This window comes from Methylobacillus draconifructus (assembly GCF_045984385.1).
Taxonomy (GTDB): domain Bacteria; phylum Pseudomonadota; class Gammaproteobacteria; order Burkholderiales; family Methylophilaceae; genus Methylobacillus; species Methylobacillus flagellatus_A.
The window spans coordinates 18,599-45,111 of record NZ_JBJQIJ010000006.1 but is presented as its reverse complement, the minus strand read 5'-3'; the positions used below and the strand labels follow the sequence as shown (position 1 = coordinate 45,111).

Sequence of the window (26,513 nt, the reverse complement as noted above, 5' to 3'; positions counted from 1 at the left end):
TAGGTTGAATTACCGTGAGTAGTAATTTTAAAAAATATGGCTATGCCTCGGTAGGGGCACGGGGTATTTGTAACCGATCAGCCGCGAGTCTCGAAATATCATTTGGAAGCAAACATTCTTGATCGACACCCCGAGTGCGACAGCGTCTCAATAACTCAACAGCAACCTCTTCATTGCTAGAACAAGAGGCTTTCATATCGCACTGCCCACGCTTGCCAGTTGCTGTAACGTAGGGGTGTGAAAACAACGGATTATCCAACATATCAATCATTGGGCGATATAAGGCACTTAATTCAAGTTTGGGTAATCGCTGCTTTAAACGTAGATAAATCTGAATTCCCGCTGTGTCCAGATCACCCCAGAAGGTTATATTCGCTGACCTGAACAAATCACGCACTGGTGGGCAGGATGAACCCTCCCGAACCAGTGTGATCGCGCCTGAGAAGTGGGACTCCACCAAGCCGGCAAGCTGGTTGCCATATTCGTTATTAGCTTTGCTTAGACCGAAGCCATAAGTGGCGATGAAAGCGCACCTCTTTGCTGCCTCTGTAGACATGGCCAACTCGAATGATGCAGGGTTCTCGACCAGCACGACAGTCTCCGGGGTGGCGCACCCACCAACCACGACATAAGGTGGATGACCAGGAAAGCGATCAGATGCTATACCAAAAGCTGAAAGGACTCTATCCGAAATCTCGCCAAGCAGCTTAGATGAACCCAGAAAGTATCTGGCGCTGATGATGTATGCCGGCGTGCCGGCCAGTGACGACTGGTCTTGCTTTAGCCGTTTAAGGCCGCTCGCGATGGCACGTAAGTCGCTCTGGCAGAATCCATCCAAACTCGTCCAGCAGGCAGACAATGACTTGATCTCATCATTGCTTAAGGATTCACTGCGTAGAGCATCAAGCCACAACTCTTCTAAGGGGTTCACTTGTTTCGTCGGCACGACGCCAAGAATTTTGACCTGACCGAAAGGCGTCCCATCGAAAGATACGCCATCAATCCAGCCATCTTTGGACAATCTGGCCAAGGCCTGCTTAACAGCCAGCGGATCTTCCCCAGATTCTTTTGCCAGGCTGCCGATCAGTCCCTTAGGCATCAGGAAAATCTTGCCATCCATTTTCTTGATGATCGCAGACTTTACCGCCTCGATTGGGATGCCGAAAGTCATGTTGTCGCCTCGTCAGGCTTGACCTTTGGTGTCCTGTGCAGGCTCATCAAGCCCATGGCGCCATAATGCGATCCAACTGAACTGGGATCTACCATGCGCTTCGTTGTACTGTCTGCATACATGAACTTGCCGCCGATCTCCCGCGCCACAACCAAAGAGGGAAAGTATTGGAAATTATTCTGGTAATTCTCGTCATGCCCAGTGATGATGAGCTGGAAATTCCCACGTGTCTGGGCGACACTATTCAGTGCGTCATCGATTAACTCTTTTTTCGAAAGGCTAGAAAACGCGCCATCGATAATGGCAAACTGCGTTTTATTAGCCTTGATACGTTTCAGGTGGGCCTGGTTAGTTGTTTTACGGTTCAATTCGCGTTCAGAGACGTAATTGGCCATCTTAACGATCCAGAGCAGCGTCATCGCGATACCCTGACCGGTGCTGACCATATTCTTCTCTAGTAGCAGCGGTTTCTGGCTAATCGAAGGCATGCAGACGTGGATACTAGGATCAAGGATCACTTTCTGGTAGAAGTTGTTCCTGATCTCGCGGCGAAGGTCGGCGATGGTCTTGTCCCGTACCCCTTGGTCGAACTGATTGATGACATCGCTGTTCTTTTCGTAGTTTTCAACCATCAGCACAATTTCGTCCAGCGTTGCCTTGATGTCCTGCAAGTCGGCGAGTTTCGCTGAAATGTCGAACCCGGCGCGGATTACGGTGCCCGTCGCCCCATCTCGCTGCGGCGAGAAGATAGACTTCATGATGCGAAGGTTGTCAGGCAGGCGCAGGGTGAATTTATGCAGCCAGTCGCTGACATCGCCCCATTCCTTGTCGAGGAAGGTCTGCGCGGTGGCATTGGCAGCACTATTTTTATCGTAATTCTCTTTCGTGACCTTGTAGATGTGTGCCAGCACGGAGACGTCTTCCTTGCCGCGAACCAACTCAATCCTGACATGCTCGGACAGGTCTAGGTCAGGCTTAATCAGCGTGAGGTCGATGTGCGACGCCAGCACCGACTTTGCTTCACTGTACGCTTGCTTGGATTCCCGCATTTTCTTGCTAATAACGGAGGAATCTACGACGTCCAGGTCGGACGCAAGGTCCAGCAAGAGAGCCACGCGCTCGGTAAGATCGGTTTCCTGTCGCACTAACTCGGCAAGGCTGACGACAGGATGGCTAAGAAGCTTGTCCGGAGACGGAGCGTCCTGCGCATCTTGGTCGGCCATAAATTCACGGTATTTCCTGATCAGAGTCCGAACTAGATCGTCGATTTCGCCCGCCTGCGTCTGTATGTCAATGCTTTCCTGCTGTAGACGCTCAATGTCGGCATCAAGGGCCGGAATGAGCTTGTCCTGAATTTCTTTGATCTCATCACCAATGAACTTGATGCGCTCCTCGATCTCCTGCGGACGGGAGTGCTCTCCATGGATGAAATTATGAGCCAGCGCGAAACGGAATCTCGTGCGCTTTTCTGCCTTTTGGGCAGCTTCATCAAGCGCCGCCTCGACCTCGCCCGCCGTTGCCATGAAACGCGGGTTCATGGAGGGGTGATCGACAAACGCCTGAATTTTGAGGAGGACTGGGGCATTCTGCGCAAGCTTGAATGCCGCACTCCACGTATCTTCGGCCTTGGATTGGTCCATTTCCATGTCAGAGATGCGTTGTTCGTTCGCGTCGTACGCATCCTTTGCGGCCCCTGTCACCTTGCCTGCTTCAGCGGATGCGTCAATCAGGCTCTGCTCAGTCACATTTCCGGACAAGAGTGCATCCAGTTCAATGCGTGATTTGATTGCTGCACGGGCGTTATCGGAAGCACGCTCCGCCAGCCGCGGCAATCGCGCTTCAATGTCATTCAACTCGGCAACAAACTGGGTATCCAGTTTTTCAAACCCATTAACGACCGCTGTGGCCGCACCGGGCGCGTGTTTGGCATCCACATGGTCTGCGGAGAGTCGATTGCGCTCATCCTCAAGGGATTTGATCTTCAGCCCGAGAGCGGTAATGCGCGCTTCCTCTATGGCCTTTTCTCGCTCCACGAGGGAAATATCCAGCAAGCAATCCACGGGTCTCGTACGGACGCCCACAAGCCATGTGTGCGCCACATTGGCGTCAAGCAGAATATTGTCGCTGTTGCAGAATTCATCGAGTTCACCAAGGATGAACACGGGCGACTCAAGATCATTGTCGGCGAGGTTTCTGGCCGCCTGGGCAGCTTCGTCCAACGTTTGGTATACCGGGGCATGGAGCAGCGAAGAAAATAACGTCAGCGCCTTCTCCTTGCGATCGGAGGATAGATTTATGCTGCCAATCGCCTCATGCAATGGCATCGCATTACCGCCGGCGACAGCGGCCGCTTCACGAGCAATACGGCCAGGCGCCACCGCAGCCTTGTCGAGATCCTTCCGACGTTGTTCTGCGTCAGCACGTTGAAGTTTCAATCCCGTAATTTCAATGCCCTTGGCCTCCCATGCGGCCAGGCGCCCAGCGATCCATACCGACGGATCTGCGTCATCATAGGACAACCGGAATTCCGCAAGTGCGGAAAGGGCGGAAGACATCTTGGAACGCTCGATGCCGATCCCATGCTTACGATCTACAGCTTCGCGATGTTCGCGCGTGACCTTGGCTTCCAGCCCGACCGGGTTTTCTTCGCCGAAGATGGTTTTGTACGTCAACAAGCCTGGCTGCAGATGCTTAAGCTTATCCAGTTGCCCGTCAGCAATCTTCTGTGCAGCAATCGCCTTGTCCAAGGATGATTTCAGCCCCTGGCGCTGGCCCCGCAATTCAAGGATTTTCCCCTTGATGTGGCTCAGCCCGTCTTTCTCTGATTTCTCGTCAGCAACCAGGCGTGCCGCCACCTGCGACGGGGGCTCAGCCTGTCCATACTCTTGCTCGAACTGTTGCCACAAAGCATAGACATCCTTCAACTCGCGGGTCGCATCCTTGTGCGCGTTTAGCGCCGCAGATGCCCCGGACGCCTCTTGAACTACGCGTTCGCCGGTGACGTTCGGGTTGGCAAGCTCCTCTAAGGTGAACAGGGAGCTATTACTCATCTCGCGATAGGCTGCCTGACTTTCTCCAATCGTTTGCTGCTCTTCACGGAGCTTGTCACGCTCGGCGTAATAATCAGTCACCTTCATACTGAAAGCCTCACGCGCCTCTTTCTTTTGTCCAAGCTCTGCAGCTCGCTGCTTGAATAGTACGCGAGCCGGGTTGGTGTCGGCATGTGCATCTACCCAGTCGAATGCCTCTGTAACAGCCTCAATGGCCTTATCGCGCGTCCAGTTTTTGGTGAAAGTAGTGGTCACGTTCAACAAGGCGATGGCGTTGTCTCTAGTGTAGAGTTGGTTTGCATGTCCTCTCGTACGTTTTGAAACCTTAAGGTCGCAATTAAAATCAATAACTTGCAAACGCGACGCTGGCGTAAGATCGATCCCATTCCGATCCCGCGCACGCTCATTCACCCGCTTTGGCTCTTCACCAGTAAATTCCCCCATCACGCTATCTGGCATATACCATGCGCCCCCCTGCATCACCATTGATCTGGCCAGCACAGATAGATGCTCCGGTGGCGCAAGCGGAACGCCTGGGATGGGATTGTCGACCAGTACGCTCCGGATCGCGGCTACTTCTGTTTCAAATTCGGCTCGGTGTGCATCGTAAGAGTCTTTGGCCTCGAGGAACGCCGCCCCCTTCTTTAGCGCATCTTCCAACTCCTTCACCGTATTCGATGTACGCCGGAGTATTTCTGCCTTCTTCGCCGTGTTGCGTTTGGCGACGATCAGACGACTGACCTTCTCGTGAATGGTGTCCTCAATTCCGTTTTCGCCCTCTTCGCCAAGCTGTCCCATAACCTCGGAGAGCAGTTCCGGGGCCAAGCGCTCGTAAAAGATGGATGCTGCGTCGTTACGGCCGGGGAGTCGCTTCACCTCGAAGTAATTGCTGTCACCTTCAGCGCCGCGCGCAAGCTGGTAGACGAGCTGCTGCTGCAGGTTAGACATATCGAAAAAATCGTCGAGGTAAGCCACCCATTCCTTGATTGTCGAGTCCCGGAATACCCCGGGCCGCGCTCGCAATTGATCGAGGAAGTCCTTGTCGCTCACCAGGTCGTGACGCAGCTGATGCACAGTAGCGATCTTGCAGTCATCGAAGGTACCTCGATAAGCGTAGAAGTTGACACGTTCATTCTCACCGCTGTTACCGTATAGGCCAAACACCATAGGGCTGCCAGCGAGGCTGCCGCCGGCTTGAGCGATTAAGTCGTTACTATCCTCACCCGGCAGCGAAACCAGCACCTGGATGCGGATGTGCGTATAACGCCCGGTACGTCGAGGCGCATAGTGGCGCATTCGAATGTCGTTCAGGGACTTGTGGCCCCTCAACATGGCAAGGATCGACATGACTAGCGTGCTCTTGCCTTTGCCGTTGGGGATGTTCATGGCGGTGTTTTCACCGTTCAGCTCGAAGACCTGATGCGGCCAGTCTGGACGCCATGGCTCCTCGCGTTTGCTGTTCATCAAATTTGAAACTTCAATGCGCTGTATCAACGGCATAAGAGCCACCTTCCATATCTTGTTCGTTCGCTTCGCCCACCAGAAGCTCAACGCTTCTCTTGTCGATGCTATCAAATGAGCTGGACGGCATAAGATACGCCAACTCATCTTCCGCGATGGCTGCCATGTCGATGGCCGCAAGCAGGGTCTGGCGATATTCGCCAGGGTTGCCGGCCGGCTCGATCATTCCTGCCGTTTCCATGACCTTCAGGAATCTCGTCACATAGCCGGGAATGCTTTTCTTCCCTTCCCAGAGAGAGTCCCACATGACTCCGGACTCACCTTCAGGGCGCCCCTCGTTACCCAGACGTTCAATCCCCTGAGATACGCTTTGGATAAACAGCGTTTCGGACACCAGGGCATCTCGGTAACTGCTTACCTCGCTTGGCATACGGTCAATGCGCTGGTAAAAGAACCATTGAAGCGTCAGCCATAGCCTTGTGACCCAGAATACAAGTTCGGCCTTGGTCGCCGTGCTCCGGCGGTCGCGCATCTGGTCGATGAACCAGCCCGAATTCAGGTATGGCGCGAGATCCTCACCGCGCTTTCTGGTAATCACATAAACCATATTTGGCCGGCCACTCTTGGCAGGGATACCGAATTCAAAGGCATCACGGATATACAGCGTGAACCCTTGGGACGAGAGGAATTCATCCAGCTCGCGAAGGTCTGACTGGGTGCTGCCAGAGAGCATGCGTGCAGCTTCTAACTCACCCTCACGCAACGGTCGGTCCGGCGGGTTACCATAGATCTCACGGTATTTCATCAGCAGGCCAAAAACAAAGCCCATATCCCTTGGTGTCATGCAGAATTCTCCAGCATCATGATTGGATCCGTCCCAGTGATGACGTGATCATCGTGTTCAATTATTAGTATCCCGTCGCTCAAGCCAACGCTGATCATGACGGCATCGTCATCCAGAGCACCAGGGGTCGTGTAAACTCCGAACAGATCGAGGATAGATTCATCTGGCAGCAGGTCGTAGCCACCCATGCCCAATATCTCGCTGAGGAGTGCAGGGCCCTCGGCCAGCCTGGTAACAATCCGTTGGCGATTGCGAGCTATGAACTCACCAAAGCGGGATTGTGGTGCCGCAGAATGCGGATCGACGGTGTAGCCTGATACTTCCGTGGATGACTCTTTCTCCCGGAATTCGACCGATCCAACCATGAGTGCGGGGTGAAAGCATGACGAGTCTATACCAGCGGGCAGAATACGATTGAACAGCAATTCCAGACGTTTTCCATCTTCCGGCTTTGCATTGCGAACAAGATAGTCAGCCAGATCGATAAAGCGGATACGCTCAGCCCCTTGTTGCCGTACCCGCTGAGCGGAGTCGATAAAATTCACGAACCGCCGCGAAAGAGATTCGACGTTCTGCAGTACCAACTCAAGATCGGCCTGCAGGTTGCCGAGGGCAAAGTCCGGCCTTTCCCGTTCGGCCCAGATTGCGAATGCAGATCGGGTTCTTTCGTCAAAAATAAGTTCGATGGCACTTTTGATGGTGTCCGTAGCCGCAATCAGGGAATCTGTAATGACAATGCCTTCACGCAAGAGCAACTCACGCAATTCTGATAGTGCCGGCCGCTCTAGTACGGATGAAATTTGTTTGCTCTTGGTCGCCAGGTCCAGCGTCATCGCCCTGCAAAATGCCGGGATGTCATTGAATTGACCGCGCTCGATGGCTTTGATTAAACGGTCCGCATCTAGATCACTGTAAAGCCAGCTTTCGCGCACAGATGATATGCGCATGAGCAGGCGGGCATTTTCTGTCAGCCCAACCTGGTTGAACCCATCTGCCACCATCAGCAATGGCGTCGTATCCCAGGTTCTGGCAAGGTCGATTGACCCGTCACCGCTTTCAACGCCGTAATGGATCTCGCGCTCGCTCTTCAGGTTTTTAATGCAATACTCAATGTCTTCGCTAGATATCGAAGGCACCCTATTGCGAATCGATCCGGCCAGCAAAGTAAACGGCACCGCACCGATTCCGCGCTCGAGCTCGAGTTCTTTGAGGCAATCCATCAGGATCAAGGCGAGAGCCAGGTAATATCCGGCTTTTTCAGGCACATCAGGAACGTATGCCCCCCCACCTTCCCGTCGACTTTGATGAAGATCGATCAAGCGTGACACCGCTGCAATTAGACGGATGTCATGAGGAAGTTCGTTAGCTTGGATGTTCAGTGCCACTCTTTAAATCTTCTTAAATATCCAGGTTCCAATGAGCACAGTTATTATGCCCAAATAAATTTTCGTCCATTATCGAATAAAAATAATAACTAGGTCAACATATTATTTATTCATGTGTGGTATTATTGATGTATGCAAACTAAGAGCCAACAAGTACGAGATTTAGTTTGGAGTGCCATGCAGCGACTCCAATTCATAGAGTTTCGCCTTCTTTGGGAGGGACACGTCAATCGCAGCGACCTCATTCAAACGTTTGGAATCTCTGTGCCTCAATCCACCCTGGATTTCCGCGAGTACATGGAACGTGCGCCCGGTAATATGGATTACGACAAACGGCTGAGGCACTACTTTCCAACGCCGACTTTCAAGCCAATTTTTATTTCAGATCGTGCCGAGGGGTACTTATCCCAGCTTACGGCTTTAGCAATCAGTGGTGAAAATCAAAGCATCCCTGGTTTGATAGGTGCGACACCATCCTTCGACATCCTTCCCGCGCCTGAGCGCCGCGTTGACAGCAGTGCGTTACGACAGCTTCTCAAGAGCATGAGGGAGGGGCTTTCTGTAGAAATCTACTACCAATCATTAAGTAGCCCAAACCCAAACTGGCGAAGAATTGCACCACACAGCTTGGCTTCGGATGGCATGCGATGGCATGTTCGCGCCTACTGCTATGCCAAGAAGGAGTTCCGTGATTTTGTGCTAGGTAGAATCATGGATATTCGTGATGAGCAGGTGTCAGCCATATCGGCTACAGCCGATATGGAATGGAATGAGTTTATCAAAGTCACTATTGCACCGAACCCGGCGCTGACAGCAGAGCAGCATAAAATCATCGAGCGAGACTACTCCATGATGCAAGGGAGAACCGATATCCGTTTGCGGAAGTCTTTGCTTTTTTATCTAAAACGGCGACTTGGTCTTGATGATGATGCGGAGAAATCTCCTGCGGCACAACAAGTGATAATCGTGAAAATTAAGCCAGCGTCGTAACGTTATGCTATCCAAATTACAGGCTAGACCATGCTCTCAAGCGCTGACGCTCGTGTATTTCTTCGTTTTGTCCACGCAAGGTCGTCGACCCGTCCGCACCCAAGGGGAAAGGTTCCTATAGAGCAATCACTTTGGCGCTCAAAGTAGAAAGTGCCGCATCAATCCTGCCATTGATTAGTTAACAGTTAGTGCAACTGGTGAATCAGGGTGCCTGCCGGCTTACACGAAGCCTGGACCGCGCCTACGCTTACGAAGGGTGACAAAGTCACTTTCCTTGAGGTCGTAGATCGCTTCATCACGGCTGGCTGCAGCCTCGCCCATGGCATCCTTGATCATGTTGCGGATATCGCGAGGGCTATAGTCAATCAGCATGCCAACGACATCGTCCGCCAGGTTGGGGCTGAACCTGGATCCCCAGCTGTATTCATTTTCCTTGATGATGTCAGTCATGATGGAAGCGATCGTGGCAACCATCTGTTCTGGTGTTGGTGTCTCAACCTCGATCAAATGCATGCGTGACAGGATGGCCTGGGGAACGGAATCCACCTCATTGGCCGTGGCCACCCAGCTCACCTTGGAGGCATCGATAGGTAGTGCGATCGACTCATCAACGAACGATGCCGCTGTGGAATCTTCCAGCAGGTCATACAGGGCGCCAAACGGTGTGTATTTGCCGTCCTGGCGCATTTTGTCGATCTCATCCAGCATGATGATGGGGTTGGCAGTCTTGCCATCACGCAATGATGTCAGGACGTGACCTGGTCGACCTTCTTCCCAGCTGGTGGAGCTGCCACTGATCACCCAGCCTGCAGTCAAGCTGCCGCAGGAGATCTTGTTGAACTCAATGCCCAGGACAATGGACAGCTCGCGGATGAAGCGTGTCTTGCCGATACCAGGTGCGCCATGCAACAGGATTGGGGCCATGGTGAATACTGATTTTTCCGACAACCTGGCCAGGCAGATCTGCCTGTTCACGTGATCCAGAACTTCATGGAAGTTGGGGAAACGTTCGTACAGTGAATCCAGGGCTTCTGAGCTCGGTGTAGCGGAATAACTACGGAATGGGGTGCTGGCTGTGAGAAGCTTTAGGTAGTGCTTGCGCTTTTCGTTGCGCTCCTTCATTTCTTCTTCACGGGCACGCGTAAAATCAAAGAGAACATGTTCCATTGCATGCTGGGGGTTTTGCTCTTCTTCATAGCCAAGAAGTGCCAGATGTAGCTGGTCAGCTGACTCTTCCCCGACATTTAATCGGACATCTTCAATCAATGTAGTTTTTTTGTTTGAATCCAAATTAACACCTGATCCGTTGTCTACTAAAACTTTCATAAAACCTGGATCAATCATACCAGCGTATAGCAATGGATGCTTATTTTTGATGGGCATATCCATGTTGCAGCCCAAATGAGCAAGCACGTTAACAATGGGTTCCATTCTACGCAAAACTGCATGTCCTAAAACGGTCATGTCGTCATCCTGAGCAACGAAATCCAGATCAGCACCTTCCTTATGTAACTGGCGTACCCTGGTAATTGTATTCATGATCTCATTGGTGTCGGAATTAGGCGTGAGCATGGATACGTTGTACAGTAGCCTTTGGCTAGCAATCAGGTGGCTTAGTTGTTTCCCCATTGTCAAATCTGTAGTCATTATTTTATGTCTTTCAGCTGGTTATTCGGTTTGATAAGTGCCGATGTGCGAATAATGCACCGTCTGCAGGGGTCTGCCAATCGGAGAAAATCTGAAAATTGACTATACAGATTCGTATTATTTTCTAAGGAAGGGTTGATACTCCCTAGGAAAATTCCTATTATTCTCGGAGAAAGTTCGTTTTTACTACTTTTTTTGCCACAAAAAAATCGGGCGGAGATCCAGTTTCAGGTATCGCAGTGAGATTTATGCATTCAAAAGGCAATATGACTGGCTCAGTGATGCTTGAGGAGTCGTCAATCGAAGATGTATGCAGGTATTTCTGCCTGCAGGTTGCAAGTGAAACTGGCCTAGCCATTGTCATTCGGGAGGCTGTGCCAGGTAGTTTTACAGTTAACCGCGGTATCGTGGCCTCATCCAGAGACCTGCGCAGCATAGAGCGAGCCGAAGCTCTTTCCTACAATGTTAACAATCCCGGACCGGGGGTTTTGTTTGGCATCCCTGCAATTTCCTTCCCGGTCGCAGCTGGTCGTTCCTCATTCTCTGTCATTGCGTGTACCAATGAGACAGAGCCAACGCTTGAAACCACCTGGCCAATTATTAAAGCGTGCAGCGAGCTGGGTGCTCAGATATCCCTGATAGAGATGAAACAGGTCAGTCGGCCTGTTAAATCGCAGATACTTAGGAAGAATGACTTGATGCTCATTCTTCATCCAGACATTAGTAGCATCGTTTTCGCCAACTCCGTAGCTCTAGAAAAGCTAGGGTACGCCAATGACACGCTAGCAGAAGCGATCAACCTCAAATCTCACTTTGATAGCGACAAGCTTTCATTACTGATGAACCAATGCTTACGCACTAAAGCTGATGTGAAAGCTGTCTCGTACATGACTAAAGTCGATGGTACGGGTTTCCCAGTCGATTTGATCTTGTCTAGGTTGGACAATGATGGTCAGCCTGGAATCTCGATTATTGCCCGCGACCTATCAGGCAAGATCAAGTATGAGATGGAGAATAAAGAAACGATCAATAAGTTCCGCTCGCTCAACCAGCGGATGAGTACAACCATTGAGACGGAGCGCAAGAAGATAGCCAGGGACGTTCACGATGAGATTGGAGGTGGCCTGTCAGGGATCATCATCCAACTTGGCAATATCCTGGAGCAGGTGCCTGAGAATGAGCGATCGCTGTTTGAACGTGTCCTGAATGATTGTGACCAGGTACTGAGTTCGGCCAGGAGAATCTCACGTGGTCTGAGGCCGGACTTGCTTGACAATATGGGCTTGATTCCGGCGATCGAGCAGCTGCTGATGGACTTCTCCCTCAAGTACGGGATCCGCTCGAAAATACTCTACGATGAGTCCGGCATTTATCGTGTTGGTCAGAATGACACAACGCTTGATGATGAGAGCTTCTTTGAGGACAATTACGAGGAAACGATATTCTGCGAACCTAGCTTGGATGGACAACAGAAAATCGAGATCTACCGCATTGTGCAGGAGGCACTAAACAACATCATGAAGCATGCTTCCGCCACTTTTGTGCGTGTGAATGCATGGATTGGTAATGGCAATTTCATCCTGGTCATCACTGACAATGGATGTGGTTTTGATCAGAAACAACATAAACTAAAAAGTAGTGGTATTGGCCTGCTTGGCATGTTGGAGCGAGCCAGAAGTGCCAGAGGGCACGTCATGGTCAACAGCAGCATTGGAAAGGGGACGTCAATAACAGTACAGGTAAAATTACCGGAGGAATAATGGAAAAAATCCGTGTGCTACTCGCGGATGATCACCCGATGATCATTGAGGGTGTCAGGAGGCGGCTATCAGAGTCTACAGAGATAGAGGTCATAGCCGAAGCCAATACAGGGAAGGAAGCCCTGGCCAGTATTATCGATGATTCACCTGATGTCATTATCATGGACATCAATATGCCTGAGATGGATGGTATTCAGGTCATGAAATCTGCATTACTCAAGAAGCCAGATCTGAAGATCATCTTCTTTTCCACTTACCCAGAAGAACACTATGCCATCAGGTTATTGCGCCTAGGCGCCAGCGGATTCCTGAGCAAAACTGTGCCGGCTGCCGTACTGATTGAGTCCATCATACGCGTGTACAATGGCGGCAAGTATTTCTCGGAAAAGGTCAACGAAATGATCTATTCCCAGTTGTCCAAACCAGCGAAGGTTACTGGGGAGACAGAAGGTGTAGATGATGACAACCATTCCAGCTTGTCCGCGCGCGAATTTGAGATCCTGAGAATGATAGGGGACAGGCAGTCACCATCGGAAATTGCCCAGAAGCTTTCCATTAGTCCCAAGACTGTTTCGACCCATATATCCAATATGTCTCGTAAGCTTGGCGTCAAACAAAAGGCCGGGCTTTTGCATTATGCGATCACCAACAATATCACAGGTGACCAGATGCTTAATGGCAATTAACGCGTGAATAACGCGTCAACTACGCGTGGTTGACGCGTCATTTATTCGATATGTAACCCTCTGATTAGCATGCTGTAATCAGCACATCAATATTACCCTTAATTTCTCTTCAATCAGGTCGACAAGGAAAATCCAGTTGGCCTGAGTGAATGATTATGTGATCTTTTGGTGCGGCTGGTTTTCGGCTGCACCCATCACTCTCCGTCCTGTTTTCAAAAAACTTCTAGCCCTGGCAATGGCGCTTGAAAATTGACTTAATAGTGCCAATGTGGTATATTAAACGCAATTTCCGAATGTTTAGTTAGGATCACATGCTGAAGCCAAAACAGCCATTAAAGGCCGCCTCATTCAAAACTTTGGTGGCCGCCCTGTCAGTTGCCATGATTCAAGCTGCTAGCGCTGCAGACAATGTTTTAAGTGGCGTGGTGTTCCGTGTGCACGATGGTGACACCGTCACACTGATCGATGACTCCAACGCCAGGCACAATATCCGGCTGGTGGGTATAGATGCCCCAGAGCTTGATCAGCGCTTTGGTCCGGAATCCAAGATGTTCCTGGCACGCCAGGTCTGTAACCAGCGTGTCCAGGTCATCACCAAGGGCAACGACATGTATAAGCGCGTGCTGGGTGAAGTCGTTGTTGGCCAGGTCAGCATGAATGAAGCCCTGGTGCGCAACGGCTGGGCCGTGGCCTACCGCATCTGCAGGAAAAAGAATGGCTGCACGCCAAACGATGAGGCGGTTAAATACGTACCCCTGGAGAGTAATGCTTACCAGACCAGGGCGGGCCTGTGGGCCGATGACAATCCTGTCATGCCTTGGGATCATCGCCGTATGACCAAGGGATCCAGCAAGCCTGGTAAATCCACCGACAACTGCAGTCTGCTGGTGCGTCGATGAGCTCTCAGCAAGAAAACCCCGCGCCACCCAAGCGGTTCACCATTATCTCGCGTGAGAACGGGGCAGACGTCAAAGCCAGCTTGTTTCTGCTGGGCGCTGCCCTCGGCATCTCAATGTCATCCAGCGATAGCGCAGCTGCTCTGTTTATGTGGACAGCCGCCAAGTTCGCGCTGATAGACACCATAGCGCATAAAGCGTTGAGCGCAATTTTTGGTACCCGTTAAACAATCAACAGCATATTCAGGGATACTCAGGACATGACCACAACCCCAAACAAGCAGGCCGGCACCTATAGTGCAGAGGATGTACGCGTTCTACGTGGCTTGGAACCAGTACGTAAACGGCCTGGCATGTACACCAGGACAGACTCTCCCACACATATCGTGCAGGAAGTCTTGGACAATGCGAGTGATGAAGCGCTGGGCGGCTACGCTACCAATGTATTGCTGACCATGTACAACGATGGCTCGGTGGAGATCCAAGATAATGGCCGCGGCATTCCTGTAGACACTTCCTCCGTGGAAGACAAGCCTGCGATTGAGCTGATCTTTACCGAGCTGCACTCGGGCGGTAAGTTTGGCGATGGGGCGTACAGCATTTCCGGTGGCCTGCATGGCGTGGGTGTTTCTGTGACCAATGCCCTCTCCACAAAGCTGGAGGCAGAGGTAAGGCGCGGTGGCCAAGTCCACTACATTGCCTTCAAGGATGGTGAGGTAGTCACCCCCTTGTCAGTGAAGAGCCGTTGCAACAAGAGCGACACCGGCACGCGCGTACGCTGCTGGCCAGATCCAAAGTATTTCGATAGTGCTGAGGTGTCGGTCAAGACGCTTGAGCATCTTGTCCGTTCCAAGGCGGTGATGCTGCCTGGCGTTGAGCTTGAGATGCGCATCGAGAATAGTGCGCGCGAGATCGAGGCTGGTGCTGAGCGATTCACGGTCAAGAGTTGGAAATTCCCCGGGGGTATGAAGCAATACCTCGAAGAATCCTTAGTAAATGAAGAGACCGAAGAAGATGTGAAGCCTGTGCCCATCATCACAGGGTCTTTGTTTACCGAACAAGGCGAGGGTGGCGAGTGGGCCATTGCCTTCCGGCCTGAAGCTGGTGGCAAGGGCGAATCCTATGTGAACCTGATCCCCACGCTGAATGGTGGTACCCATGTAACCGGCATGCGCAATGGTGTCCTAGAAGCTGTACGCTCGTTTGCTGAGCACCACGCCATGATGCCGAACAAGATCAAGCTGTCCCACGAAGATGTCTGGGGCAACCTGCATTTCTTCCTGTCGTCCAAGGTGCTGGAACCCCAGTTCCAGGGCCAGACCAAGGAAACCCTGACCAATCGTGAAACCCACAAGGTCATGACGTCGACCGTGGCGCCTATCCTGGAAGCCTGGATGAACCAGAATCCAGATTTCGGTAAGCGGATCACTGAAATGGCTATTCGCTCTGCCAACACCCGTACCAAGGCGATGGTGAAGGTGGAAAAGAAGAAATCCTCGGGCATGTCCGTGCTGCCAGACAAGCTGACTGATTGTGAGCTCAGCGGCACGATGGAAGCTGAAATCTTCCTGGTTGAAGGTGACTCCGCTGGTGGCAGCGCCAAAATGGCGCGCGATCGTGAGCGCCAGGCCATCCTGCCCATGAAGGGCAAGATCAAAAATACCTGGTTGTCAGAGACTGCCACGGTACTGGGTTTCGCCGAGGTCCACGACATCTTTGTTGCCTTAGGCATCGAGCCGCACCGTGACGGCCAGCCTGCGGATCTCAGTGGTCTGCGCTACGGCAAGATCAATATCCTGGCGGATGCGGATATCGATGGTTCCCATATCCAGGTGTTGGTATTGGGCATGTTCTTGCGCCATGCGCCCCAGTTGATTGATCGTGGTCATGTCCATATCGCGATACCACCCTTGTTCCGTATTGACGTCCCAGCGCGCGGTAAGAGCAAGCCTGAGCAAAAGATCTATGCTTCCGATGAGCGAGAACTCAATTCCATTGTGGATCGCCTGGCCAAAGAAGGTGTTGCCTATGAAAAGCTGATCATTCAGCGATTCAAGGGTCTGGGTGAGATGAATCCGGATCAGCTCTGGGAAACCACATTGAGTCCTGATACCAGGCGCCTGGCCAAAGTCGTGATGACTGAGAAAGACAAGGAAAAGACCTTGCGTATTTTTGACATGTTGATGGATAAGAATGAGTCTGAGCAGCGCCGTAACTGGATGGAAGCCCGCGGTCACCTAGTGGAAGCAGATATATAATATTGAATGGGTGCTTGAGATTAGTTAATTTACCGCCGAGTCACTGCATCGAAGGTTTGATTATAGTCAGGTAATAAATTAACCGATAATTTTCACTATGAAAGCAGCTAAGCTTACAGCCACAAATATAGATACTACTGACCATTTGAAAATTTCAAGTTTGGCATCTGCCAGATCACGTCTCATAACCGATTTTACTGAATCAATGGTGACCAAAGAACCTTTTGAAGCAAGCTGTTCCTCATGGATTTTATACCGCTTGTCGACAGCCATTTTTATTGCTTGGACTGCTGCTTTGGCTTTGTCTTCAGGAATATTGACTGCCCTTAACGCATCATACAATTCGTAATTAAACTCACTCATCTAAGCACTCCTGTTCCCTATACATTACGTAATTTCCTCCAGGGTCCATACTAACCTTCATTTTGTCTTAGCAGTCCAATATGTTTTCATTTTATGCGTAGTATAAGCCATCTTGGAAACCGTTGGTAATGGTAGGGATGCACAGAATCTAAGGCTTTGGGATTTTCATAGCTTGCTTCACAATTTCTTGAATACAGGTTTCCCGATCGCGGAGCATCTTGGGGTTGCAAGACGCCTGGATGGCTTCCAGTTGGCCAACTATATCGAGGCGCTGCTTTGCCCGGGTCATGCCAGTGTAAAGCATCCTGGGAGAAAGCATATTGAAATGTGAGAGGCTGGTGGGCAGCACGACATAGCTATATTCTGACCCCTGGGTTTTATGGGTAGTCAAACAGTAGCTAAGATCCAGCATGCCCGAGTTGATGTGCTTTGACTCATACACGCAGACATAATCCTCAATCGGGAAGTAGACGTGGACCTCTTCATCAGTGGCGCCTATGACCAGGCCTTGCTGGCCATTGAATACCTTGATCGTGGATTCCACGTCATCAATATCCTTACCGTCCCTGTAGCCCTTATAGGCGTGCTTGGGGAAGGTCGTCATATCTTTGTTCTTCAGGTGGACCACCTTGTCGTTAACCCTGAATTCATTGAAGCTGGCCTTATGGACTTCCAGTTGGCCGCTGGTGGGGTTCAGGATGTGCTGCAGGTGCTTGTTGAGCTCAGCAACACCAATGGTGCCCTTCTTCATGGGGGAGATGACCTGAAGGTGGGTGATATAGCCCCAAGGGTCACCATTGCGTAGCTTTGTACGCATCTCACCCCGCTGGGTGATCGCGATATCCATGGTTTTGTCACGGATCTTGATGTTGTTTTCATCGCGCAGCTTGGCCATCTCGTCTTTTGACATGACTCGACGCTTACGCATGTAGTCCTCAATCGAGATGTTGGTGTAACCAAAGTCCTTGTAACTGCCAGTGAGATCAGGCGTGCGGCAATTGCGGACTGATTCCGCCACAACGGGAATGACCATGCCTTCTTCTGTGCGATAGATCTTTGACAGGGTGACATTGGGGATTAAATCTAACTTGATCAGGTCGGCATAAGGCTGGCCAGGGCCAACAGGGTCGATCTGTCCTGGGTCTCCGAGCATGATCAAGGTGGTGTTTTTGAAGTCGATTGCGCTGAAGAGTTGGGCCAGCAGCCATGAATCATTCATGGTCGACTCATCCAGCAGAATAACGGAATGGGGGAGCTTGTTGTTCTTATCGAATTCGAAGCCACCAGTACCATCCCAGCCCAGTAGTGAATGGATGGTTGAGCTTTCAAAGCCGCTTTGCATCTTAATCCGGTTGGCTGCCACCCCGGCCAGTGCGCAGCAGGCGATATCATCAGGATTGTGACGCTCGCATATCAGCTTAAGGATGGCCTTGGATGTGGTGGTCTTGCCTGTGCCGGCATAGCCTGAGATTGAGAACAGGCTTGGCATTTGATTGGCGAGCCTGATGGCATCCTTTTGCTGGTCTCCAAATGGCTTGCCCTTGCATTCTTTTGCCTCGTAGTTAGTGATCCATTTCTCGATGTCTTCCACGATAGGGCCTCGCATCACAAGGTTGCGGGCGGCGCGCAGGATAACCAGTTCATTTTCAATGGAGCCCCACAAGGCCACTGGGTCATCTGCGGTGATCCGATCAGGGTGGTTATCAGCAGGAGCAGTCAGGAATGAAATCACACGTGCATTGAGTGAATCCAGAAGGGCGCTTTCGTATTTCTTGTCGTCGCTGACTTGGGTCGTGGTGTCGGCAATACAGGCCTTCATCTTCTCGATCACAGCGGATGGTTTGAGCGCTGTGTTGCCAGTGCTGTCCATGAGGTCACGTATTGAATATTCGGCACATGCCTTCAAGCGCATTGGGCTATCAAGTGATACCCCGACCTTAATTGCAATTTCATCGGCAACCTTAAAGCCTATGCCGCGGATGGCGACGATGGCGTAAGGGTCTTTCTCAAGGGTCTCGATAGCCCTGTCGCCAAAGTGTTCGTTGATCATCTCGATCTGGCGTGGCGTGACACCTAGTGGCGTAAGGATCTTGCCAAGCATCCACATAGGCTTAACAGCTGCCCAGGAAGCCTTGATCTTCTCCAGCTTCTTGGGGCCAATGCCATTGAATTCGAGGAGCTTCTCAGGCGCGTTGTTGAGCACCTCCCAGGTGCCTTCCTCGCCAAACTCTTTATTGATGGCCATAGCCGTAGGGCGAGAGATGTAGCCCACCATCTTGTTCAGGAAGTGCACCACGCGATCTTCATCCAGCATCAGGGATGTGAACTTGAAGGTGTCGCCAAATTTATTCGATTCCCAATCGCCTTCAAGCCTGACCTGGGCGCCTATGAGGTGATCAGCCTTCATGGCTGGCAATTCACCGGCAATTGAATTCCCGTCGTCCAGGCGGAAGATGGCAAACATCCCTCGCTCAAAAACCTTGGATTTGATCTTCGTCTGCAGTACCGCCATTGGGAATTCCTTAACCTTGAATCAGTGGCTAGTATTTTATCACGAATCGCTTATGTTATACTTGAAACGCGATTGACACAGGTATGCCGTCTCCATATAATCAATGTCGACTCACCCCATTCCAATACGTTAGGTAATCAACATGTCTGTTTTTGACAGGAAAAAAGGTACGACCACCCCGATTGATAATGGAGACCTCTTTGAAGGGCTTGCAGAGTCGAATCAGCCAATCACCCAAGTCGAACACAATGATGAAAATGCGCAGGCCCAGGCAACGCAGGAACCCATTGTGGAAGCCTCCACTATCGAGCCAGTCTATGAGGCTGCAGCTGGTAGCGAAGAAAGTGATGTGGCAGTGGAAGTCCTTGAGCCTGAATCCGAGGTAGTCATGGAGCCTGAAAGCAATGATGACCAAAACGCGCTGGTGGCATCTGCTGGGGGTGATGTTGTCCCCCCATTCATTCCAATGGATGAGTTGATGGGCTTTGGGCGGGATGGTGAAGGTGGCGAAACCGCCAACCTTGGTGCCTACGCTGAAACACAATACCTGATGTATGCCATGTCCGTGGTCAAGGGCAGGGCGATTCCCAATGTGCAGGATGGCCAGAAGCCCGTCCACCGCCGTATCTTGTTCGCAATGCGCCAGCTGGGCCTGACACATTCTGCCAAGCATGTGAAATCAGCGCGCGTGGTCGGTGATGTCATTGGTAAGTATCACCCGCATGGTGACTCGGCTGCCTATGAGGCGGCGGTCAGGCTGGCCCAGGACTTCTCTCAACGTTACCCCCTCATTGATGGTCAGGGTAACTTTGGTTCCAGAGATGGTGACTCTGCGGCCGCCATGCGTTACACCGAAATGCGGCTTACCCCAATCTCTGAGCTGCTGCTGTCCGAGATCGATATGGGCACCGTCGATTTCAACAAGAATTACGATGGCACCTTTGATGAGCCTGCTTTGCTGCCAGCCCGTTTGCCGTTCCTGTTGATGAATGGCTACTCCGGCATTGCGGTCGGCATTTCTGGTGACTGTCCCCCACATAACCTCCGCGAGGTTTCCGAGGCTGCCATCCTGGCACTCAAAGACCTGGGCAAGTTGAATGGTCAGGAACCAACGCCTGCCCAGACTGAAAGCCTTTTCAACAGCATGATGGAAATCGTGCCTGGTCCTGATTTCCCAGAAGGCGCCCAAGTCATTTCATCCAGGAATGATCTGCTCCAGGCTTACAGAACCGGCCGGGGCAATCTGCGCGCGCGCTGCCGCTGGGAAGTTGAGCAGCTGGCACGTGGCCAGTACCGGATCATCATTACCGAGCTGCCGTATCAGCTATCGCCCCTGAGCGTGATGGCCAAGATCGAGGAAATCACAAACCCCAAGATCCCCAAGAACAAAAAAGCCCTGACACAGGAGCAAATCACCCGCAAGCAAGCGCTGCAGGCCATGCTGGATATCTATCGTAATGAAAGTGGTGACACAGTACGGATCGTGCTGGAGCCAAAGACATCGAAGATTGATCCAGAAGCACTGATGAACTTCCTGTTCACCTACACAGATTTGGAAATGGGTTTCTCCATCAATCTGAATACGCTGGGCCTCGATGGCGCCCCGCGGCAAAAGGGGATTGTGGAAGTCCTGCGCGAATGGGCGCAGTTCAGGTTTGCAACAGTGACCAGGCGTTCCCAGTTCTCTCTGGACAAGATCAATGCCAGGATCCATATCCTGGAAGGCCGCATGATTGCCTTCTTGAATATTGAAGAGGTGATCAGGGTCATCCGTGAGTCTGATGAGCCCAAAGCAAGCCTGATTGCAGTTTTCAAGCTGTCTGAAGTTCAGGCGGAGGATATCCTGGAAATCAGGCTGCGCCAGCTTGCAAGGCTGGAAGGCTTCAAGATCGAAAACGAGATCAACCAATTGCGTGAGGAAGCTGCTGGCCTGATGGAGCTGCTGGGCAACGATACCTCCATGCGCAACCAAATCATCAAGGAAATCCGTGATGACATCAAAAAGTTTGGTGACGATCGCCGTACCCTGATTGAGCCAGTTGAGCGCGTGCGTGTCGATACGAATGCCATGGTGTCCGATGAGCCGGTGACCATCATCCTATCCAAGCAAGGCTGGATCAGATCCAGGCAGGGCCACGATGTGGATGTTGAAGCCCTTACATGGAAGCCAGCGGATAGCCAGATGGTCGTGCTGCAGACAAGAACAATCAGCCAGATCATCCTGCTTGATACCAACGGTCGCTCATATTCCTTCCCAGCATCCCAGGTGCCTGGGGGCAAGGGAGACGGCGTGCCGGTAACCAGCCTGGTGGACCTGCAGGAAGGTGGCAAGATTGCCCATGTCCTGTCTGGGGACCTAGAGTCCAGCTACCTGTTCGCTGGTGAGAATGGCTATGGCTTCATGGCCAAACTTTCTGGGCTGGTGGCGCGCGGTAAGTCGGGCAAGGCCTTCATGACGGTTGAGGCCAAGGAAAAGATTCATGCACCCGTGCCTGTACCGGCCGAGATTGGTGATCATCACCTGGTCGCCAAGTCGTCCGAGGGCAAGATGCTGATCTTCAGGCTGGATGAAATGAAGACGCTGAATTCAGGTGGCAAGGGCGTCACTATCATGGATATACCAGACGGAAATGTGATCGCAGAGATCGGTATTTATCCATCGCCCCTGGCGGTAACCGTTACCTCCAAACGCGGGAAAGAAAGTGTACTGCAGGGTGAGGCATTGCAGAAATACATCCTAAAGCGTGCGCGCAAGGGCAGCCTGCTATGAGCATTCGGCCTACAGACATATGCTTTGTCCGTTGCGCACAGTGCTGCGCAACAAACCATGATGGGGATGAAGGAGAGGGGTCAGAAAAAGCAGTGCTGCGCCCCAGGATGTAAATTCAGCTGCGCACCGAAGGCCCAGGTTACATCCTGGGTTTTTTTCTCACTACGGCCTCAGAAATCCCTTCGCTCACTTCTTCAGCTAGTTTGGTTTTCAGGAAGTCATCGTATGCCTGCGACTGGCGGGATACCCTTGGACATAGGCCATGGTGAAATGGCCCCATGTCTTCATCGAAGGTCACCAGTTTGTAGGTCCTTTCACTGGCTTCCACGATTACTAGCGGGTCGCTGATCTCTGGCTCATCGTTGTAGACCTGGACGACTGGGTAGCCATCCTCGATCATGATGGAAACAGTAAAGCCTACGCCCCGATAACCTTCAGGCTTCAGGTTGACGTTGATTTCACCCTTATAGCAATGCACTTTGGCATCGTACCTGTTAGTCTTGCCAGGCTTTTTGGCTTTGGCGAGGTCAATCAGTGTTGTATCAATGATTCCAGCTTCAACGATGCTCATGGCTATAGACCCATGTTCATTGGACCCAAGACCATCATGTCTGGGTTATCCATGATCCTGATCAGATTATTGAGGTCTTCCTGGTCGACACCTTTCCAGTTGGCCATGACCTTGTTATGGATGACCGGATCTTTGCGGTAGTGGTATAGGCCGGTACCACCCTGGGTGGCAGCGTGCAGGCTGGTGGCAGTCTCGCGCTTAGCAAACAGGTAGTCTGGACACCAATCCACCGTGGTTTTGCCGCCATCCAGCTGATCCAGGGCCTCAGCTTTTTCAACGAGCTGGTAGACCGTGAAGTCAATGATGTATTCACCGTACTCAAGCCAGGAGTGGAACGCCAAAGCATTTTCGCCCTGGTAAACCATCCCGGGCATTTTGGCATGCACGACCATATCGCCGTCGCCTTCACCCACGCGCCAGGCTGCCTCGCCATTCACGATTTGGGCATCAATGCCTTCGCGCTTCAGCAACTGCTGTCCAAGGCCGGCATGCATTGCGCAATCCACGCCATACTGCGCGCTCGCCGCGCGGGCCAGCTTGATCAGCGCCTGGCTGACAGCCCTTACCAAATCCTCGGTCAGGGGCTTGTTTGTCGATTGTTGCTTCTTGAGTTTGGATTGGCCCATGGGGATATATCGTCTATTAAGGTCTGTGTTGGTTAGAGCTGCGTTTCGCTTTGATCTGCGCGATTGTATCAGCATGAACAAGCCCAATCGGGGTAATGGCATTGGGGTTATAGATCACGACCCCGCCAAAGGAACGATCGAACACACCATCAATGCCATTCTTAATGGCAAGGTTCGGTAGTTGGTCACTGCCAATGTCTTTGCTGAGCTTTTCCGTATACCTGGCGGAGTCATCAACTTCCCGTAGATCCAGCACATCCTTGATGGAAGGAACAACGAAGGCGATAACAGCACCATCTTCACCGGAGAAATCGGCATAGTTGGCAATGGCAAGTTCGACATTGGTTGCCAGGTAGAAACCTTGGCCAAAGTAACCCTTGGTGCATTTGTTGATGTCGACGCCATGGTTGATGATGTTTTCAGCAGATTCCATGTCGGTACCATGGTAGAGCAGCATGTAGTCGCTCAATAGGGGATCATCCAGCACCTCACCCGCTTCCTGGATCTTCATCTCAACCAGGTTAAGCCTGGCGTGAATTTCAACTTGCTCAGGGAACCATGCTACATAGTGGGTGTGATCATCGTACGGGCTTACGACTCCATCAAACCCCAATAGCTCGCGGACGATATCAAAGAATTCCTTTGTAGAGCCCTTGTAGAAGTCATTGGATAGCATGTTGAGCTGCTTGATCAGCGAATATGGCTCAGGCCATACGTAGGCATCCAATGCCTCATTGATCAGGTCATCCTTGGGCGTGAAGTTCACATCACCCCAGTTCTCCAGGGCTTCATCAAGCATAGGAGAATTGAGGATGATTTTCTTGACGTGTTCTTTAGAAATCACCATCTCCAAATCACGATGAATTGGATTGCTGATATTGAGGCTGACTTCGTGCAGGGTAGGGTGGAGCATGCCGCCAGGCTTTACCTCACCATTGAGGCGCCGCGTGCAATAGCCGATAGCGTCATTTCTCGAAGTGGTGAAGTAAAAGCCGCTGCCTTCCTGATCGTTGCCGATATCCGTGTACTGATAATCGAAGCTCTGGATTGGAGTGCCAGATCCATGGTAGGCCAAAATCGCTGTCATGATGCCCTTTGGGAAAGCTGATAAGGGTTGATTAAAAATGGTATGCATCCATTATACCACGCGGCCAATATTTCTCCCCATGGGGTATACTAAAAGCGATTTTTAAACCTTTCATTTTTGCTTTCAGAACGAAAAGGTTAGTTATGCAGGATTGGCATTTCAAGCGCGCGAAAGATTTGGCAGCCGAATTCAAGTACATGGGAAATTGATAGGTGCGGTATTCCGCACTGAGCCAGATCCGGAAAACAAGCTTGATAGTGGCTGGGTCATTTTGAACGGGAAGGAAAGCCCCGAGGAATTCAATGATCCTGAAGAGATGATGTTCATCTCGCTTGGCGCCGTGCTCAACAAGGATGATTCGTTTGTCTCTTTGCTTGAGTCTGCGCCTGGCAGCCGCTTCGTGCGCCTTGAGGCAGGGGAGCCATTTGAGGCGGTGGGTAATACCAGGACATTCAAGCCCAGCTAGGCCTTGTTGCCCCAGTTCAGCTTATGTTTCTGGGCCTCATCAGAGCGCATTTTCTCTTTGTCATGAGAGTAGCGATTGGTCGTCCTGATATCGCTATGCCTGGCGTCTTCCTGCACCATAAAGGGTGACATTCCAGAGTGAATTTTCTGAGTGATTGAGGTGTGCCTTAGCCAGTGAGCAGAGGCATTCCTCAAGGTCGCCTTTTTATCCTCGCTCAATGCTGGATTATTGGCTGCCAGGCTGAAAATGGTTTTCAGGATCTGATTGATTCTGCGATCAGTAATCCCCTCGCGCCGGTGAGACTTTTCTTCTACCTTGGCCCTCTTATCAATGACCCTGAATAGTGGCTCACCAAACTTATTGATGGGTGGCAGCAGCGGGCGCTTGTCTTGCCGGCTAGGTAGCCCTGGTAGTCCAAGCGCGTTTCTCCAGCGCATTAGAGATTCTATGAAATCATTCGGGCACGCTACTTCGGCGTCCTTGTCGCCCTTGCCTGTGACTTCCCAGAACCACCCTGTATTCCTTTTTACAAAGTCAGCCATGGATGAGCTGGATGCTTCTGAAACGCGAGATCCCAGCAAGGTGAACATGGCCAGTATGAATCGATTTCTTTCATAGTGGATGATATCCAGGGGCGTAACCCTTGGTTGATCTTCAATCGCCTGGATTGCCGCATTCCACATGTCATCATCAAGAAAACGGCTGACCTTTTGGGCATTGAACCTGGATGAAGCCTTTCTGAGCCGCTTCTCTTTTCTTAGCGGCGCCAGCGTGTTCATGCGCAGATAGCCGATCTGGACTAGCCAGTTGAGCAGGGAGCCTATAGAAGCCAGGGCAACAACGATCGCAGAGTTGGCCAGGCCTCGGTTGTCTTCAAGTTTGGGTTCTGTCTGCAAGCCCGTGGTGTCGCTGCCATCAGGCTTATCCAATATCAGGACGAAAGGGCGCCAGTTTGGATTTTCCTTCCTGAATTTTTGCTTGCTCACCCAGCTGGTGTCAGGGGCATCAAGAAAGGACAGGTAATCCTGAAAGTCCTCTGTTGAGAGATCTGATAGGGCTTTGCTTTTCCAGAGCACGGCCCACATGTGCAGTCGTTCGGTTTCCCGCGCGTAAGTTCGATGTGTGGCTGGTGAGCTGGTGTATTCAGCCAGGAAGCCTGCAATGGCATCCTGGTCAGTATGGTATTCGGCGGCTAGAAGGGCGGTGTCCCCCCTGTATAACCCACTGGATCCATCATTGGATGGATTGAGGGCAGCAAGGAACCTCTGGTGGAATGTTTGCATGTCAGTATTTTAACTGGAATCAAGGCATAGTTGATGAGGTGGCCCAGGTTAAATATCAAATCTATACGATGCTTATGTAGGATATCATAAGCGACTAATGCGGTATAATGTTCACTCTAAATCAACACCCGGGAAAGCACGATGAGAATTCAAAGCTTCAACAAGGACCAAATTGCTGAGATGCGTCAAACGCTCAGTAATAACTACAACCGCATCCTGAACGGCAAAATCGCGAGTTATCAGTCCGATGCCAAGCTCGGTAGGGCAATATTGTTCGGTGGTGGCTTGGCCGCGACAGTAGCTTTGATGGCTGCAGGAGGTGCAATTGTAGTGGCGCCAGCACTGGCAGCTGTGGCTATGCCCACTGCAGGCACTGTGGCCGCTGGTGGGATCGCAATCTCGACCTTTGGTAAGCTGTTGGAAAGGTTCTCCAGCAAAAAGGAGCTGCAGGCCCAGTATGAGCTCCAGGGTACCAAGAATGAAAACCGTAACAGCTTCATCAATGCCGGCATCGATAAGCTCATGAAGACATCCGCTCTGGAAGGGCAGGTCGACGGCAAGGCGCCTGGTGTTTTACCAGACCTGGATAGCTGGCGCGCCAAGAAGGCTGACGATGCCGCCCAGCTGGTCTCCACTGGCACCCTCAAAGTCAGCTAATCCTTGGTCAACCAATAAATCAAAGAAAGC

At 51.5% G+C, this 26,513-nt stretch carries 20 protein-coding genes; 9 read left to right on the top strand and 11 right to left on the bottom strand.

Annotated elements, in window-relative coordinates:
- Window positions 1-40 precede the first annotated feature (40 nt).
- From ACKF11_RS12925 to ACKF11_RS12910, 4 genes are read right to left on the bottom strand one after another with little or no spacing between them, the layout of a single operon-like run.
- Entirely contained in the window at window positions 41-1,171 is a 1,131-nt protein-coding gene (locus tag ACKF11_RS12925; protein WP_407997377.1) for a Wadjet anti-phage system protein JetD domain-containing protein, read from the bottom strand.
- Complete coding sequence (locus tag ACKF11_RS12920; RefSeq protein ID WP_407997376.1) at window positions 1,168-5,721, bottom strand: hypothetical protein; 4,554 nt, start codon at window positions 5,719-5,721, stop codon at window positions 1,168-1,170. The genes ACKF11_RS12925 and ACKF11_RS12920 overlap by 4 nt, the downstream gene beginning before the upstream one ends.
- Window positions 5,699-6,526 carry a hypothetical protein gene (locus ACKF11_RS12915; protein WP_407997375.1) on the bottom strand — a complete coding sequence of 276 codons (828 nt, stop codon included), beginning with the start codon at window positions 6,524-6,526 and terminating at the stop codon, window positions 5,699-5,701. Before ACKF11_RS12915 ends, ACKF11_RS12920 begins: the two co-directional genes overlap by 23 nt.
- Window positions 6,523-7,911, bottom strand: a complete 1,389-nt coding sequence (locus ACKF11_RS12910) for a hypothetical protein (protein ID WP_407997374.1) — start codon at window positions 7,909-7,911, stop codon at window positions 6,523-6,525. Before ACKF11_RS12910 ends, ACKF11_RS12915 begins: the two co-directional genes overlap by 4 nt.
- Before the next feature lie 177 nt (window positions 7,912-8,088).
- On the opposite strand from ACKF11_RS12910, the gene ACKF11_RS12905 reads away from it, so the two are divergent.
- Complete coding sequence (locus tag ACKF11_RS12905; RefSeq protein WP_407997373.1) at window positions 8,089-8,901, top strand: WYL domain-containing protein; 813 nt, start codon at window positions 8,089-8,091, stop codon at window positions 8,899-8,901.
- 219 nt (window positions 8,902-9,120) lie between these two features.
- On the opposite strand, the gene ACKF11_RS12900 is transcribed toward ACKF11_RS12905, so the two are convergent.
- Window positions 9,121-10,548 carry an AAA family ATPase gene (locus tag ACKF11_RS12900; protein ID WP_407997372.1) on the bottom strand — a complete coding sequence of 476 codons (1,428 nt, stop codon included), beginning with the start codon at window positions 10,546-10,548 and terminating at the stop codon, window positions 9,121-9,123.
- A gap of 248 nt (window positions 10,549-10,796) precedes the next feature.
- On the opposite strand from ACKF11_RS12900, the gene ACKF11_RS12895 reads away from it, so the two are divergent.
- The 5 genes from ACKF11_RS12895 to ACKF11_RS12875 all read left to right on the top strand — a co-directional run bounded on the left by ACKF11_RS12895 (window position 10,797) and on the right by ACKF11_RS12875 (window position 16,148).
- A complete protein-coding gene (locus tag ACKF11_RS12895; protein ID WP_407997371.1) occupies window positions 10,797-12,308 on the top strand; it encodes a PAS domain-containing sensor histidine kinase in 1,512 nt (503 codons plus the stop codon).
- On the top strand, window positions 12,308-12,994 hold the full coding sequence (locus tag ACKF11_RS12890; RefSeq protein ID WP_407997370.1) for a response regulator transcription factor: 687 nt from the start codon (window positions 12,308-12,310) through the stop codon (window positions 12,992-12,994). The genes ACKF11_RS12895 and ACKF11_RS12890 overlap by 1 nt, the downstream gene beginning before the upstream one ends.
- A 311-nt stretch (window positions 12,995-13,305) precedes the next feature.
- Window positions 13,306-13,893 (top strand): thermonuclease family protein, encoded by a 588-nt coding sequence (locus ACKF11_RS12885; RefSeq protein ID WP_407997369.1) that lies wholly within the window; start codon window positions 13,306-13,308, stop codon window positions 13,891-13,893.
- Entirely contained in the window at window positions 13,890-14,117 is a 228-nt protein-coding gene (locus ACKF11_RS12880; RefSeq protein ID WP_407997368.1) for a hypothetical protein, read from the top strand. The genes ACKF11_RS12885 and ACKF11_RS12880 overlap by 4 nt, the downstream gene beginning before the upstream one ends.
- A 33-nt stretch (window positions 14,118-14,150) precedes the next feature.
- Window positions 14,151-16,148: a DNA topoisomerase IV subunit B gene (locus ACKF11_RS12875; protein WP_407997367.1), complete on the top strand. Its 1,998-nt coding sequence runs from the start codon at window positions 14,151-14,153 to the stop codon at window positions 16,146-16,148.
- 78 nt (window positions 16,149-16,226) lie between these two features.
- On the opposite strand, the gene ACKF11_RS12870 is transcribed toward ACKF11_RS12875, so the two are convergent.
- Window positions 16,227-16,511 (bottom strand): hypothetical protein, encoded by a 285-nt coding sequence (locus ACKF11_RS12870; RefSeq protein ID WP_407997366.1) that lies wholly within the window; start codon window positions 16,509-16,511, stop codon window positions 16,227-16,229.
- 148 nt (window positions 16,512-16,659) lie between these two features.
- Window positions 16,660-19,023 (bottom strand): AAA family ATPase, encoded by a 2,364-nt coding sequence (locus ACKF11_RS12865; protein ID WP_407997365.1) that lies wholly within the window; start codon window positions 19,021-19,023, stop codon window positions 16,660-16,662.
- A 142-nt stretch (window positions 19,024-19,165) separates the two neighbouring features.
- On the opposite strand from ACKF11_RS12865, the gene parC reads away from it, so the two are divergent.
- The gene (parC, locus tag ACKF11_RS12860) at window positions 19,166-21,793 is read left to right on the top strand and encodes a DNA topoisomerase IV subunit A (protein WP_407997364.1); all 2,628 of its coding nucleotides are present in this window, start codon (window positions 19,166-19,168) and stop codon (window positions 21,791-21,793) included.
- A 139-nt stretch (window positions 21,794-21,932) separates the two neighbouring features.
- On the opposite strand, the gene ACKF11_RS12855 is transcribed toward parC, so the two are convergent.
- The 3 genes from ACKF11_RS12855 to ACKF11_RS12845 are packed head-to-tail and all read right to left on the bottom strand — an operon-like array spanning window position 21,933 to window position 24,125.
- Window positions 21,933-22,364, bottom strand: coding sequence for a hypothetical protein (locus ACKF11_RS12855; protein ID WP_407997363.1), 432 nt, complete (start codon window positions 22,362-22,364; stop codon window positions 21,933-21,935).
- 2 nt (window positions 22,365-22,366) lie between these two features.
- A complete protein-coding gene (locus tag ACKF11_RS12850; protein ID WP_407997362.1) occupies window positions 22,367-22,990 on the bottom strand; it encodes a DUF2026 family protein in 624 nt (207 codons plus the stop codon).
- A gap of 16 nt (window positions 22,991-23,006) precedes the next feature.
- Window positions 23,007-24,125 (bottom strand): hypothetical protein, encoded by a 1,119-nt coding sequence (locus ACKF11_RS12845; RefSeq protein WP_407997361.1) that lies wholly within the window; start codon window positions 24,123-24,125, stop codon window positions 23,007-23,009.
- A gap of 103 nt (window positions 24,126-24,228) precedes the next feature.
- Here ACKF11_RS12845 and ACKF11_RS12840 point away from each other — a divergent pair, with 103 nt between their 5' ends.
- Window positions 24,229-24,543: an immunity protein Imm33 domain-containing protein gene (locus tag ACKF11_RS12840; RefSeq protein WP_407997360.1), complete on the top strand. Its 315-nt coding sequence runs from the start codon at window positions 24,229-24,231 to the stop codon at window positions 24,541-24,543.
- On the opposite strand, the gene ACKF11_RS12835 is transcribed toward ACKF11_RS12840, so the two are convergent.
- Entirely contained in the window at window positions 24,540-25,826 is a 1,287-nt protein-coding gene (locus ACKF11_RS12835; RefSeq protein ID WP_407997359.1) for a tyrosine-type recombinase/integrase, read from the bottom strand. The two genes, ACKF11_RS12840 and ACKF11_RS12835, sit on opposite strands and share 4 nt — an antisense overlap.
- Before the next feature lie 141 nt (window positions 25,827-25,967).
- Here ACKF11_RS12835 and ACKF11_RS12830 point away from each other — a divergent pair, with 141 nt between their 5' ends.
- The gene (locus ACKF11_RS12830) at window positions 25,968-26,483 is read left to right on the top strand and encodes a hypothetical protein (RefSeq protein WP_407997358.1); all 516 of its coding nucleotides are present in this window, start codon (window positions 25,968-25,970) and stop codon (window positions 26,481-26,483) included.
- The last annotated feature ends 30 nt before the right edge of the window (window positions 26,484-26,513 follow it).